At 67.2% G+C, this 12,955-nt stretch carries 12 protein-coding genes; 5 read left to right on the forward strand and 7 right to left on the reverse strand.

From position 1 onward, the window contains the following. Positions 1-4 precede the first annotated feature (4 nt). From M2282_RS27625 to M2282_RS27635, 3 genes are all read right to left on the reverse strand, one after another. The gene (locus M2282_RS27625; RefSeq protein ID WP_280811976.1) at positions 5-913 is read right to left on the reverse strand and encodes an NAD(P)-dependent oxidoreductase; all 909 of its coding nucleotides are present in this window, start codon (positions 911-913) and stop codon (positions 5-7) included. Positions 914-979: 66 nt separating this feature from the next. After that, complete coding sequence (locus M2282_RS27630) at positions 980-2,116, reverse strand: PilT/PilU family type 4a pilus ATPase (RefSeq protein ID WP_013543831.1); 1,137 nt, start codon at positions 2,114-2,116, stop codon at positions 980-982. A gap of 27 nt (positions 2,117-2,143) precedes the next feature. After that, entirely contained in the window at positions 2,144-3,187 is a 1,044-nt protein-coding gene (locus M2282_RS27635) for a type IV pilus twitching motility protein PilT (RefSeq protein ID WP_013543830.1), read from the reverse strand. A gap of 51 nt (positions 3,188-3,238) precedes the next feature. Here M2282_RS27635 and M2282_RS27640 point away from each other — a divergent pair, with 51 nt between their 5' ends. Beyond that, positions 3,239-3,940 carry a YggS family pyridoxal phosphate-dependent enzyme gene (locus tag M2282_RS27640; protein WP_280811978.1) on the forward strand — a complete coding sequence of 234 codons (702 nt, stop codon included), beginning with the start codon at positions 3,239-3,241 and terminating at the stop codon, positions 3,938-3,940. A 12-nt stretch (positions 3,941-3,952) separates the two neighbouring features. On the opposite strand, the gene M2282_RS27645 is transcribed toward M2282_RS27640, so the two are convergent. Continuing rightward, positions 3,953-4,420, reverse strand: coding sequence for an Lrp/AsnC ligand binding domain-containing protein (locus tag M2282_RS27645; protein ID WP_280811979.1), 468 nt, complete (start codon positions 4,418-4,420; stop codon positions 3,953-3,955). Between the two features lie 137 nt (positions 4,421-4,557). Then, positions 4,558-5,031 carry a hypothetical protein gene (locus M2282_RS27650; protein ID WP_280811980.1) on the reverse strand — a complete coding sequence of 158 codons (474 nt, stop codon included), beginning with the start codon at positions 5,029-5,031 and terminating at the stop codon, positions 4,558-4,560. A gap of 249 nt (positions 5,032-5,280) precedes the next feature. Here M2282_RS27650 and M2282_RS27655 point away from each other — a divergent pair, with 249 nt between their 5' ends. From M2282_RS27655 to M2282_RS27665, 3 genes are all read left to right on the forward strand, one after another. After that, positions 5,281-6,552, forward strand: coding sequence for a Glu/Leu/Phe/Val family dehydrogenase (locus M2282_RS27655; protein WP_257865281.1), 1,272 nt, complete (start codon positions 5,281-5,283; stop codon positions 6,550-6,552). 34 nt (positions 6,553-6,586) lie between these two features. Beyond that, positions 6,587-7,240, forward strand: coding sequence for a nucleoside/nucleotide kinase family protein (locus M2282_RS27660; RefSeq protein ID WP_280811981.1), 654 nt, complete (start codon positions 6,587-6,589; stop codon positions 7,238-7,240). A gap of 84 nt (positions 7,241-7,324) precedes the next feature. Further along, positions 7,325-7,987, forward strand: coding sequence for a DUF2242 domain-containing protein (locus M2282_RS27665; protein ID WP_280811982.1), 663 nt, complete (start codon positions 7,325-7,327; stop codon positions 7,985-7,987). Positions 7,988-7,994: 7 nt separating this feature from the next. Here M2282_RS27665 and rocF read toward each other — a convergent pair whose 3' ends face one another. Further along, positions 7,995-8,915: an arginase gene (rocF, locus tag M2282_RS27670; protein WP_280811983.1), complete on the reverse strand. Its 921-nt coding sequence runs from the start codon at positions 8,913-8,915 to the stop codon at positions 7,995-7,997. Further along, entirely contained in the window at positions 8,912-10,966 is a 2,055-nt protein-coding gene (locus tag M2282_RS27675; RefSeq protein WP_280811984.1) for a prolyl oligopeptidase family serine peptidase, read from the reverse strand. The genes rocF and M2282_RS27675 overlap by 4 nt, the downstream gene beginning before the upstream one ends. A gap of 178 nt (positions 10,967-11,144) precedes the next feature. On the opposite strand from M2282_RS27675, the gene M2282_RS27680 reads away from it, so the two are divergent. Beyond that, the gene (locus M2282_RS27680) at positions 11,145-12,839 is read left to right on the forward strand and encodes a WS/DGAT/MGAT family O-acyltransferase (RefSeq protein WP_280811986.1); all 1,695 of its coding nucleotides are present in this window, start codon (positions 11,145-11,147) and stop codon (positions 12,837-12,839) included. The last annotated feature ends 116 nt before the right edge of the window (positions 12,840-12,955 follow it).

Below are 12,955 nucleotides of genomic sequence, written 5' to 3' on the forward strand. Positions count from 1 at the left end.
TTTTTCATTTGAGCCGGATGATCAGGCTCGAGGTGTCCCAGCGCCTGCCACCGGCCTGCTGCACGTCGGCGTAGAACTGGTCGACCAGCGCCGTCACCGGCACGCGCGCGCCGTTGCGCTTGGCTTCGTCGAGCACCAGGCCCAGGTCCTTGCGCATCCAGTCGACGGCAAAACCGTAGTCGAACTTGCCGTCGATCATGGTCTTGCCGCGGTTGTCCATCTGCCAGCTCTGGGCCGCGCCCTTGCCGATGACACCGAGCACGGCCTCCATGTCGAGGCCGGCGCGCTGGCCGAAGGCAATGGCTTCCGACAGGCCCTGCACCAGGCCCGCGATGGCGATCTGGTTCACCATCTTTGCGAGCTGGCCGGCGCCGCTTTCTCCCAGCAGCGTGACGGCGCGTGCAAACGCCGCAGCCACCGGCTTGATGCGCTCGAAGGCTGCGGCATCGCCGCCGCACATCACGGTGAGCGCGCCGTTCTGCGCGCCGGCCTGGCCGCCGGACACCGGGGCATCGATGAAGTGCAGGCCCAGCGCCTGCGCGGCCTTCGACAGCTCGCGCGCCACGTCGGCCGAGGCGGTCGTGTGGTCGACGAGCACCGCGCCCTTCTTCATGCCGGCGAAGGCGCCGTCGTCGCCCAGCACCACGGAACGCAGGTCCTCGTCGTTGCCGACGCAGCAGAACACGATGTCGGCGCCGGCCGCCGCTTCGCGCGGGGTGGCGGCATGGCGGCCCGGCGGGCCGAATTCGGCGGCCCAGGCCTCTGCCTTGGCAGCCGTGCGGTTGTAGACCGTGACGCTGTGGCCAGCCTTGGCCAGGTGGCCGGCCATCGGCCCGCCCATGACGCCGAGGCCGAGAAATGCCACCGTCTGCGCGGGGACGGATTCGTAGGTGCGGGTGTTGATGCTGCTCATGGGCATGAGCTTAAAGCCATTCGGCGACAGGGCGCAGCGGGCCCCGGCGCCGTCCCCTCTTCGAAATCAGACGATCGCGAAGTGCTCCGTGCCCGCTGCCAGGTCGGTGCTGCGCGCACGCTGGCTGTTGAGCTTGATCTGCAGCCGCAGGTCGTTGGCCGAGTCGGCGTTGCGGATCGCGTCCTCGAAGGTGATCGAATGGCTTTCGAACAGGTCGAACAGCGCCTGGTCGAAGGTCTGCATGCCCAGGTTGCGGCTCTTGCGCATGATCTCCTTGATCTCCCCCACCTCGCCCTTGAAGATCAGGTCGGAGATCAGCGGCGTGTTCAGCAGCACCTCGACGGCAGCCACGCGGCCCTGGCCGTCTTCGGTGGGCACCAGGCGCTGCGAGACCAGCGAGCGCAGGTTCAGCGACAGGTCCATCAGCAGCTGCGCGCGGCGCTCTTCGGGGAAGAAGTTGATGATCCGGTCCAGCGCCTGGTTGGCGCTGTTGGCGTGCAGCGTGGCCATGCACAGATGCCCGGTTTCGGCGAAGGCCACCGCGTGCTCCATGGTTTCGCGGTCGCGGATTTCGCCCATCAGGATCACGTCGGGCGCCTGGCGCAGCGTGTTCTTGAGCGCCGCTTCCCAGCTGTCGGTGTCGATGCCCACTTCGCGCTGCGTGATCACGCAGTTCTTGTGCGGGTGCACGAACTCGACCGGGTCTTCCACCGTGACGATGTGGCCGTAGGAGTTTTCGTTGCGCCAGTCGATCATCGCGGCGAGCGTGGTCGACTTGCCCGAGCCCGTGGCGCCCACCAGGATGGTGAGGCCGCGCTTGGTCATCGACACGTCTTTCAGGATCTGCGGCATGCCCAGGCCGTCGATGGTGGGCAGCTTGGCGGGAATGGTCCGCAGCACCATGCCGACCTTGCCCTGCTGCACGAAGGCGTTGACGCGAAAGCGCCCGATGCCGGTCGGCGAGATCGCGAAGTTGCACTCCTTGGTGCGCTCGAAGTCGGCCACCTGCCTGTCGTTCATGACCGAGCGCGTGAGCGCCAGCGTGTGCTGTGCGCCCAGCGCCTGCTGCGACACCTTGGTGACCTTGCCGTCGACCTTGATCGCGGGCGGGAAGTCGGCGGTGATGAACAGGTCGCTGCCGTTGCGGCTCACCATGAGCTTGAGCAGGTCGTTGATGAACTGGCTGGCTTGATCGCGTTCCATGATGTCGGTACTCCGGTGGGCTGTGGATCAGCCGGGGAAATTCTCGGGAATCTTTGCCTTGCCGCGGGCTTCCGCGGCGGAGATCGTGTTGCGGCGCACCAGCTCCATCAGGTTCTGGTCCAGCGTCTGCATGCCGGAGCCCTGGCCGGTCTGGATGGTGGAGTACATCTGCGCCACCTTGGCTTCGCGGATCAGGTTCCGGATGGCCGGCGTGCCCAGCATGATCTCGTGCGCCGCCACGCGGCTCTGGCCGTCCTTGGTCTTGCACAGCGTCTGCGAAATAACCGCCTGCAGCGACTCCGACAGCATCGCGCGGATCATTTCCTTTTCCTCGCCCGGGAACACGTCGATTATCCGGTCGATGGTCTTGGCGGCCGACGAGGTGTGCAGCGTGCCGAACACCAGGTGGCCCGTCTCGGCCGCGGTCATCGCGAGGCGAATGGTTTCAAGGTCGCGCAACTCGCCCACCAGGATGGCGTCCGGGTCTTCGCGCAGGGCAGAGCGCAGCGCGTTCGAGAACGACAGCGTCATCGGGCCCACTTCGCGCTGGTTGATCAGGCACTTCTTGGATTCGTGCACGAATTCGATCGGGTCTTCCACCGTGAGGATGTGGCCGTACTCGTTTTCGTTGAGGTAGTTCACCATCGCCGCCAGCGTGGTCGACTTGCCCGAGCCCGTGGGGCCCGTCACCAGTACCAGCCCGCGAGGCTTGAGCGCCAGTTCGCCGAAAATCTTCGGCGCGTTCAGCTGCTCGAGCGTGAGGATCTTCGAAGGAATGGTCCGGAACACGGCGGCTGCGCCGCGCGCCTGGTTGAAGGCGTTCACGCGGAAGCGCGCCAGGCCGTCGATCTCGAACGAGAAGTCGACCTCCAGGAACTCTTCGTAATGCTTGCGGTGCGTGTCGCTCATGATGTCGTACACCATCGCGTGCACGCCCTTGTGGTCGAGCGCATCGACATTGATGCGGCGCACGTCGCCGTTCACACGGATCATGGGCGGCAGCCCGGCCGACAAATGCAGGTCGGAGGCTTTGTTCTTGACGCTGAATGCCAGCAGTTGGGTGATGTCCACGGGGATCCTCGGCTCGAGTTCGGTGACGTTTTGATACGATTTTGGACGATTATGACGATGATTGGCGACGACCTCCAGCAAGTAAAGGCGCGGATCGAGGCGGCATGTGTAACGGCCGGCCGCGACCCGGCCGGGGTCCGGCTGCTGGCGGTATCCAAGACCTTCGGGCCGGAGGCGGTGCGCGAGGCGCATGCGGCGGGCCAGTCGGCCTTCGGCGAGAACTATGTGCAGGAGGGGCTGGACAAGATCGAGGCGCTCGCCGATCTGCGCGCCTCCCTCGAATGGCACTGCATCGGCCCTCTGCAAAGCAACAAGACGCGGCCGGTGGCCGAGCAGTTCGACTGGGTCCACGGCATCGACCGGCTCAAGATCGCCGAGCGCCTGTCGGCGCAGCGGCCGGCTCATTTGCCGCCGCTCAATGTATGCCTTCAGGTTAATGTGGACGGCGGCGCGAACAAGTCCGGCGTGCCGCCGGAAGAGGCCGTCGCGCTCGCCCGTGCTGTGGCGGCGTTGCCACATCTGCGGCTGCGCGGGCTCATGGCGATCCCCGAACCCGCGCCGGATTTCGCGGCGCAGCGCGATCTGTGCCTGCGCGCGCATGCGGTTTTTGAATCGATAAGAGCGGCGGGCATGGAGCTCGACACGCTGTCGCTCGGCATGAGCGCCGACCTCGAGGCGGCGATCAGCGCGGGCAGCACGATGGTGCGGGTCGGCACGGCGATCTTCGGCGGCCGGGCCCGAAAGCCCGTCTGAGCAGGCGGCGCCTCAGATCCCGAGCGGCAGCCGCGCGCTGCTCTTGACCTCTTCCATCACCGCATAGGTCCGCGTCTCGCGCACGCCGGGCAATTGCCACAGCACCGTGCCCGCGAACTCGCGGTAGGCGGCCATGTCGGCCATGCGGGTCTTGAGCAGGTAGTCGAAGCCGCCGGCGACCATGTGGCATTCCATGATCTCGTCGCGCACCTGCACCGCGGCCTTGAACTGGTCGAACACGTTGGGCGTGGTGCGGTCGAGCAGCACCTCGACGAACACCGTGAAGCCACGTCCCAGCTTCTCGGGGTCCAGGCGCGCCTCGTAGCCCAGGATGAACCCGTCGCGCGTCAGGCGCTGCACGCGCGCCAGCACCGCGGTGGGCGAGAGCGACACCGCCTCGGCCAGCTTGAGATTGGTGATGCGCCCGTCCTCCTGAAGGATCTTCAGCAGGCGAAGGTCGATGCGGTCGAGGTCGAGCATTGGAGAATTATCCGGTTCACGAATCGATTCTTTGCAGAAGATGCGGCCTATGGCTGTTGGCCATAGGAGATAGAACCAAGGAAATGCCCGTGCCTACCCTGCGTCGACCCTCCTTGCGGTACCCAATGCCTTTTCCCTCAGCGAACGGCGGTGTGCGACTGCGCAGCGGCCTGCCGGCTCGTGAACTGCTCGACCAGCGCGCCGTAGGCGGGGCTCGCGCGCAGCTTGTCGTATTCGGCCACGGCCTGGCGGTAGGCGGACCGCGTGGTGTCGGCGCCGGCTTCCCCGTTCTGCTGCGCGGCCAGCCCGGACCGGATCCACAGTCGCGTGTCGGCCGCCACGGCGGCGCGGCTGTTCGCGGAGACGACGGCCGCCTGCTGCGCGAGCCCGTCGGTGTAGCCCTGCGTGGGCGCGCTCTTGAGCCACTGCTGCGCATCGGCCGTCACGACGGCGCGTGTCGTGGACGAGGCGAACGGCACGGGCCGCGGATCGCCTTCGGCGTAGTTGCCTGCAAGGCTCGGTGCCGAGGCGATGGCCAGCAGCGCGGCGACGGTGGCGGTGCCCAGGATGCGGGTGATGCGGGCGGTGCGGGTGGTGGAAGAGGACTTCATTCGCTGGCTCCTTGATGTGGTGGGTTGGTGAAGCCAACTCTATGAAGTAGATCCGTGCGATCGATAACCGGTCGATGACAGTTCGGTTATCTGCCGGCCGCTCGCGCCATCGCTGGCCCGGTCGGCGCCCGAACGACGCCGCATAACGTCTCTTGCATAACCGTCAGCGCGGCGCGCATAAGCCATGGCGCGGCGGGCGCGAGAGGTCTATCGTTGCGGCCACCTCAGTTCCAACCCAAGGGATCTCTCATGAGTGAAAAACTCTCCTTCGTTTCGCCCACCGCCAACAGCCCGTGGGGAACGTACCTCTCCCAGGTCGACCGTGTCGTGCCGTACCTCGGCCCGCTGGCCCGCTGGGTCGAAACCTTGAAGCGCCCCAAGCGCGCGCTGATCGTCGACGTGCCGATCGAAATGGACGACGGCCGCATTGCCCACTACGAGGGCTATCGCGTGCAGCACAACATGAGCCGCGGCCCGGGCAAGGGCGGCGTGCGCTTCCACCCCGACGTCACGCTCGAGGAAGTCATGGCCCTGTCGGCCTGGATGACCATCAAGACCGCCGCGGTGAACCTGCCGTACGGCGGCGCCAAGGGCGGCATCCGCGTCGATCCGAAGAAGCTCTCGCAGAACGAGCTGGAAAAGATCACCCGCCGCTATACCAGCGAGATCGGCATCATCATCGGCCCGCACACCGACATCCCCGCGCCCGACGTCAACACCAATGGCCAGATCATGGCCTGGATGATGGACACCTATTCGATGAACACCGGCGGCACCGCCACCGGCGTCGTCACCGGCAAGCCGCTGCATCTGGGCGGCTCGCTGGGCCGCGTGAAGGCCACCGGCCGCGGCGTGTTCGTCACCGGCCGTGAAGCCGCCCGCCGCCTGGGGCTGGACCTGCGCGGCGCGCGCATCGCGGTGCAGGGCTTCGGCAACGTGGGCTCGGTCGCGGCCGAACTCTTTGCCGAAGCGGGCGCCAAGATCGTCGCGGTGCAGGACCACACCGGCACCATCGTCAACACCAACGGCCTGGACCTCGCGACGTTGATTCCCATCGCCAACAAGGACGGCGTCATCGCCTTCAAGGGCGGCGACGTGGTGCCCAACGAAGCCTTCTGGGACACGGCCTGCGACATCCTGATCCCGGCCGCCCTCGAAGGCCAGATCACCGCCGAGCGCGCACAGAAAACCACTGCCAAGCTGGTGCTCGAAGGCGCCAACGGCCCCACGGTGCCCACGGCCGACGACATCCTCGCCGAGCGCGGCGTGCTGGTGGTGCCCGACGTGATCTGCAACGCCGGCGGCGTGACGGTGAGCTACTTCGAATGGGTGCAGGACTTCTCGTCCTTCTTCTGGGACGAGGACGAGATCAACGTGCGCCTGGACCGCATCATGATGAATGCGCTCAACCAGATCTGGGACACGGCCGACAAGCACAAGATCACGCTGCGCACTGCGACCTATGCGGTGGCCTGCGAGCGGATCCTGATGGCGCGTCAGGAGCGCGGCCTGTACCCCTGATGTTTTTGACGCGCGGGGACGCTACGCTCCAGGGATGAGTTCCATCCCCGTGCAGAAACTTCCTCCCGTTCCTGCAGACGGCCTCGCCCGTCTGCAGGCCCTCATGGCCAGCGGGCAGCGCAAGCTGCTGGGGCTGGTCGGTGCGCCCGGCGCGGGCAAGTCCACGCTGGCGCTGGCAATGCTCCAGGCAGTGGGTGCCGACCGCGCCCAGGTCGTCCCCATGGACGGCTTCCACCTGGCCAATGTCGAGCTGCAACGGCTCGGCCGTGCCGATCGCAAGGGCGCCCCCGACACTTTCGACAGCGCCGGCTACGTCGCGCTGCTGCAGCGGTTGCGCAACCAGCGCCCCGACGGCGACATCGTCTACGCCCCCGAATTCCGCCGCGAGATCGAGGAGCCGATTGCCGGTGCCATCGCGGTGCTGCCCTCGACGCAGCTCGTCATCACCGAAGGCAACTACCTCCTTCACGACGTCGGCCCCTGGGGCGGAGCGGCGGCGATGCTCGACGAGGTCTGGTACGTCGACATCGACGACGCAGTGCGCGAGGCCCGTCTGGTTGCGCGCCACCAGCAGTTCGGCCGCAGCGCCGAGGCCGCGCGCGACTGGGTGGCGGGCACCGATGCGCCCAACGCGCGGCTGATTGCCGCCACGAAGGCGCGGGCGCATCACGTGCTGATGTGGTCCTGAAATTTGTTCGACACGAGGGAACGCCGGCACGCCGCCACGCTCGAAGCTTTGCCGGCGGAGGCGCCGGTTAGCATTCGCCGCGCCATGCTCTCCCATCCCACTTCCTATTCTTCTTCCACCTTCCGTGCCCCGGTTCTCCTCCTGAGCCTGCTGTCCGCCCTGGCGCTCGCCGGCTGCGGCAGCAGCTCGCGGCGCGTGTCCTACGAGCCGGAGGAGTTCGACTCCACCACCACCCACACGCGCAACTACGCCGCCACCGAGGCCCGGACCTGCGAAGCCGCGCGCCGGGCCCTGCTGAGCCAGGGCTACATGGTCACCGCGGCCAACGCCGACCTGGTGACCGGGCGCAAGAGCTTCCAGCCGGCGGCCGAGGTGCACGTCGAGGTCGAGTTCCGCGTGGTCTGCGCGCGCGAAGGCGGCAAGTCCGGCAGGCAGAGCACCGTGGCCTTCGCGACGGCGCTGCAGGACCGCTACGGCATCAAGAAAGTCAACAACTCGGCCAGCGTGGGCGTCGGCGCGATCGGTTCGCTGTCGCTGCCGTTCTCCGCAAGCGACGACGCGATGGTCAAGGTGGCCAGCGAAACGCTGACCGACGAGCGCTTCTACGACCGCTTCTTCACGCTGATGGACCGCTTCCTCGAAGGCGGCGGTGCCGATGCGCCGCCGGACATGCCGGCCGAAGCCCCCCTGCAAGCGCCCACGCCCGCGACCAGCTTTCCGGTGGCTCCTTCGCCGAACCGCGGCTGAGCAGGCCCTAGCGCACCAGCGTCGACTTGCCGAACAGGCTCTCGATCAGCTCCACGGCGATTTCCGCGGTCTGGTTGCGCACGTCGAGCGCGGGGTTGAGTTCCACCACGTCGAGCGAACAGAGCCGCCCCGTGTCGGAGATCATTTCCATGCACAGCTGCATCTCGCGGTAGGTCGGGCCGCCGCGCACGCCGGTGCCCACGCCGGGCGCGATGTTGGGGTCCAGGCAGTCGAGGTCGAAGCTCACATGCAGGTGGGTGTCCTCGTCCACGTCCTGCAGCGCCTCGGTCATGGTGGTGCGCATGCCGTGCTCGTCGATGTGGCGCATGTCGAACACGTTCAGGCCCAAGGTGCGAATGGCCTCCTTCTCATCGCCATCGACGCTGCGGATGCCGATGAAGCGGATCGCCTCGTGCGCCAGCGCGGCCGGTTCGCCGCTCCAGCCGGTCAGTTCCGCCGGACCGTGGCCCAGCAGGCACGAGACGGGCATGCCGTGCAGGTTGCCGCTGGGGCTCGTGGTTTCGGTGTTGACGTCGGAATGCGCATCGAGCCACAGCACGCGCAGCTTCTTGCCGCGTTTGCGCGCATGCCAGGCCACGGCGCTGATCGAACCGATGGCCAGGCAGTGGTCGCCGCCCAGCATCAGCGGCACGTGGTTCAGGCCGAGCGCCGCATCGACGGCGTTGTAGACCGAGCGGTTCCAGGCAATCACCTCCGTGAGGTGGCGCAGGCCGTTGGCCGGCGGCGCCCACGGCGTGGCCGGGCCGGCGAGGTTGCCGCGGTCGATGACCGTGAAGCCTTGTCCGGCGAGCGCCTCGGCCACGCCCGCCACGCGCAGCGCGTCAGGGCCCATGCCCGCGCCGCGCACGCTGGCGCCGATGTCGGTCGGCGCGCCGATCAGTTCGAGGGTGGCGTTGGAGATGCTCATGTCGGCTTTCCTATGTGTTGCCACAGATACGCATAACCGAGGGCATCCATGAAGGCGGATTCCTTGTTGTCGGTCGCCGCGCTGTGGCCGCCTTCCATGTTCTCGTAGAAGCTGGTGTCGTGGCCTTGGGCGGCCAGCTTCGCGTGCATCTTGCGCGCATGCACCGGGCCCACGCGGTCGTCGCGGGTCGAGGTGGTGAAGAGCGCGGGCGGATAGCGCCCATCGGCCTTCGCGTTCTCGTAGGGCGAGAAGGTCCGGATGAAGGCCCATTCCTCGGGCTGGTCGGGGTCGCCGTACTCCGCGATCCACGAGGCGCCGGCCGACAGGTGCGTGTAGCGCTGCATGTCGAGCAGCGCGACCTCGCTCACGATCGCGCCGTAGAGCTGCGGGTAGAGCGTGAGCATGTTGCCCATCAGCAGGCCGCCGTTGCTGCCGCCCATGGCGCCGAGGTGTTTGGGCGAGGTGATCCTGCGCGCGATCAGGTCCTCGGACACGGCCGCGAAGTCTTCGCAGGTGCGAAGCCGGTTTTCCTGCAGCGCGGCCTGGTGCCAGCGCGGCCCGTACTCGCCGCCGCCGCGGATGTTGGCGATCACGTAGACGCCGCCCTGCTCGAGCCAGGCGCGGCCGATGCTGCCGCTGTAGCTCGGCTGCAGCGAGATCTCGAAGCCGCCGTAGGCGTACTGCAGCGTGGGATTCGTGCCGTCGGCCTTCAGGTCTTTGGGCGCGATCTCGAAGTAGGGCACGCGCGTGCCGTCCTTGGACACCGCGAAATGCTGGCTCACGCTGTAGCGCGACGCATCGAAGAAACCGGGGCTGTCCTTCAGCACCTCGGGCTCCCCCTGGCCGATGGTGCCGATGTAGAGCGTGGTCGGCTGCAGGAAGCCGCTCACGGTGAGGAAGTAGTCGTCGTTGTCGTCCTCGTCGATGCCGCCGGCCGCGATGGTGGAGAGCGCGGGCGCGCCGCCCAGGCTCTCGCGCTTCCACGGGCCGCCGTCCTGCGGCGTGAGCACTTCGAGCCGGTTCACCACGTCGTGCATCACGTTGAGGATGAGGTGATGGCGCGTCCACGAATGGCTGTCGAGCGCAGTCGTGTCGTCGGGCTCGAACAGCACGGTGAGCTCGCGCTGGCCGGCCATGTAGTCGTCGAACTTCGCGGCCAGCAGCGAGCCCGACCTGTAGGTCGCGCCGCCCACGGTCCAGTCCTCGCGCGGCTCGATCAGCATCCACTCGCGGCGGATGTCGGTGTTGGAGTCGTCGGGCACGTCGATCTTGGTGAGCGAGCCATCGGCACCGCGCAGCCAGGTCTCGCTTTCGTAGAAGTCGATCTGGCGCGAGACGAAGTCGCGCTCGAAGCCGGGCGTGTTGTCGCGGTAGGCGCTCACGGACATGTCCTCGTGCGCGCCTTCGTACACCGTCACGGCGGCCTCGAGCGGCGTGCCGCGCTTCCATTCCTTCACGATGCGCGGATAGCTCGAACTGGTCATCGAGCCGGGGCCGAAGTCGGTGGCCACGTAGAGGTGGTCGATGTCTTTCCAGCCCACATGGTTCTTCGCCTCGGGCAGCGTGAAGCCGCCTTCGACGAAGGCTTTCCGCACCAGGTCGAACTCGCGCACCACGTCGGCGTCGGCGCCGCCGCGCGAGAGCGAAATGAGGCAGCGTTTGTAGTCGGGCTCCAGGCAGTCGGCGCCATGCCACACCCAGTTCTCCTTGTCGGCCGCGGCCAATGCGTCGATGTCGAGCACCGTTTCCCATGCGGGCTGGGGCTTGCGGTACTCGGCAAGCGTGGTGCGGCGCCACAGGCCCTTGGGGTGTTCCTTGTCGCGCCAGAAGTTGTAGAAGAGCGGGCCGATCTTGCGCACCATCGGGATGCGCGCGTCCGAGTCGAGCACTTCGAGGATGCCCGCTTCGAGCGCCTTGAAGGCGGGCGACTGGGCATACGTCTGCACGGTCTTCTCGTTCTCCTTGCGGGCCCAGTCGAGCTGGGCGTCGCCGTCGATGTCTTCGAGCCAGAGGTGGTCGTCTTGCGAGGTCGGGGAGGGGCTGGAGGTCATGGCCGCAGTGTACGAAGCCCCCGTGAAAAAGGCGCTGCGGGCGGTTGTTGCGGCCGCGGCCACTTTTTCATTACCTGGGCTCAGCCTCGGTGGAAACACTGAAGCGGGCGGGGCCCACGGACGCCACGCGAGGGGTATCCTGCCGGACGGCGCTTGCCCCACCAAGGAGACACAACACATGAAACACCTGAGCGGTCTTGATGCCACCTTCCTGCACCTGGAGACGCCCGAGATGCCGATGCACGTGGGCTCGCTCAACGTGCTCGATCTGCCCAAGGGCTACAAGGGCGACTTCTACGAGGACGCCAAGCAGTTCATGGCCAGCCGCATCCACCTGGCCGACGTGTTCACGCGCAAGCTCGCGCTCATGCCCTTCGACATGTCGAACCCGGTGTGGGTGGAGGACGAGGACATCGACCTCGACTACCACGTGCGCCACATCTCGCTGCCCCGGCCCGGCACCAACCGCCAGCTGCAGCAGTACGTCGCGCGGCTGCATTCGTCGCTCATCGACCGCAGCCGGCCGATGTGGGAGTTCTACATCATCGATGGCCTCAAGAGCGGTCAGGTGGCGCTCTACACCAAGGTGCACCACGCGGGCATCGACGGACAGGCCGGCGTGGAAGTGGGCAAGGCCATCTTCGACCTGGAGGCCACCGGCCGCGTGGTGAAGCCGCCGCGCTCGCGCCCACGCAACCACAACTACCAGCTCGGCATGGCCGAACTCGCAACGGCCGCGCTGCGCAACACGGCGCAGCAGTACGTCAAGCTCTTCAAGATGGCGCCAGCCATCGCGCGCGCCATCGGCGGCCTGGCCAAGCCCGACGAGAAGGCGGCCGAAAAGGCCACGGCCACCGCGCCGAAGAAGTTCAACCTCTTCGCGCCGCGCACTTCGCTGAACGTGTCGATCACCAACCAGCGCACCTTCGCGGGCCGCACCATCTCGCTGGCCGAGACCAAGTACATCGCCAAGCACTTCGGCGTGTCGCTCAACGACGTGGTCATGGCCACCGTCGCCGGTGCGCTGCGCCACTACCTGGCCGACAACAACGAGCTGCCCGCCAAGCCGCTGGTGGCCGGCGTGCCGGTGAGCCTGCGCGAAGCCGGCGACGACACGGCGAACAACCAGGCCAGCATGATCCTGGTGAGCCTGGCGACCGACATCACCGACCCGATCCAGCGGCTGAAGGCGATCAACGCGTCGTCCAACAGCTCCAAGTCGACGATGAACCGCTTCAAGGCGGTGGTCCTCGATGACTTCCCCACCTTCGCCGCGCCCTGGCTGGTGTCGGGCATCGCCTCGATGGTGGGCCGCTCGGGGCTGGTGAATCTCTTGCCGCCCGCGGCCAACGTGGCCATCTCCAACGTGGCGGGCGCGCCGTTCCCGATGTACTTTGCAGGCGCGCTCGTCACCTGCTACTACCCGGTGTCGATCGCCAGCCACGGCACCGCGCTCAACGTGACGGTGCAGAGCTACAACGGCCGCATGGACTACGGCCTGATCGCCTGCCGCCGCGCCGTTCCCGACATCACCGAGATCGGCGACTACATGCTGGCCGAGCACAAGCTCCTGATGGACCTGACGCAGAAGCATCCCTCGGTGGCCGGCGTCACGGCGCCCAGGCCCGCGCCTGTGGCGGCACATGAGCCCGAGGTCGAGGAAGCCGCCCCCGCCGCGAAGAAGCCGGCGGCACGCAGGAAGGCGCCGGTGAGCGCGGCGGTCAAGAAGTCCGCTCCCGTCAAGGCCGCGGCCGGGAAGGCCCCGGCGAAGAAAGCGGGCAAGCCGGCACCCATCAAGCCAACTGCCAAGCCCGCGGCCCGAAAGGCCGTGCCGGCCAAGCGGTCCAGCGCTTCAAGGGCTGCGGCGGCATGACAGCGAGCCACAGGCCAGAAAATTGGGGCAGTTGGACTAGTTTTCCGACGGTTCTAGTTTTGCAGGCCTAGGCCCTTGCGAAGAAGATGGACCCATCGCATCCGGCGACCCATTCA

It is taken from the genome of Variovorax boronicumulans (assembly GCF_029892485.1).
GTDB classification, from domain to species: domain Bacteria; phylum Pseudomonadota; class Gammaproteobacteria; order Burkholderiales; family Burkholderiaceae_C; genus Variovorax; species Variovorax boronicumulans_B.

What these genes read in the sequence shown, in the direction of transcription:
- M2282_RS27625 (WP_280811976.1), bottom strand. Translation starts at nt 913, where the DNA reads ATGAGCAGCATCAACACCCGCACCTACGAATCCGTCCCCGCGCAGACG.
- M2282_RS27630 (WP_013543831.1), bottom strand. Translation starts at nt 2,116, where the DNA reads ATGGAACGCGATCAAGCCAGCCAGTTCATCAACGACCTGCTCAAGCTC.
- M2282_RS27640 (WP_280811978.1), top strand. Translation starts at nt 3,239, where the DNA reads ATGACGATGATTGGCGACGACCTCCAGCAAGTAAAGGCGCGGATCGAG.
- M2282_RS27645 (WP_280811979.1), bottom strand. Translation starts at nt 4,420, where the DNA reads ATGCTCGACCTCGACCGCATCGACCTTCGCCTGCTGAAGATCCTTCAG.
- M2282_RS27650 (WP_280811980.1), bottom strand. Translation starts at nt 5,031, where the DNA reads ATGAAGTCCTCTTCCACCACCCGCACCGCCCGCATCACCCGCATCCTG.
- M2282_RS27655 (WP_257865281.1), top strand. Translation starts at nt 5,281, where the DNA reads ATGAGTGAAAAACTCTCCTTCGTTTCGCCCACCGCCAACAGCCCGTGG.
- M2282_RS27660 (WP_280811981.1), top strand. Translation starts at nt 6,587, where the DNA reads ATGAGTTCCATCCCCGTGCAGAAACTTCCTCCCGTTCCTGCAGACGGC.
- M2282_RS27665 (WP_280811982.1), top strand. Translation starts at nt 7,325, where the DNA reads ATGCTCTCCCATCCCACTTCCTATTCTTCTTCCACCTTCCGTGCCCCG.
- rocF (WP_280811983.1), bottom strand. Translation starts at nt 8,915, where the DNA reads ATGAGCATCTCCAACGCCACCCTCGAACTGATCGGCGCGCCGACCGAC.
- M2282_RS27675 (WP_280811984.1), bottom strand. Translation starts at nt 10,966, where the DNA reads ATGACCTCCAGCCCCTCCCCGACCTCGCAAGACGACCACCTCTGGCTC.
- M2282_RS27680 (WP_280811986.1), top strand. Translation starts at nt 11,145, where the DNA reads ATGAAACACCTGAGCGGTCTTGATGCCACCTTCCTGCACCTGGAGACG.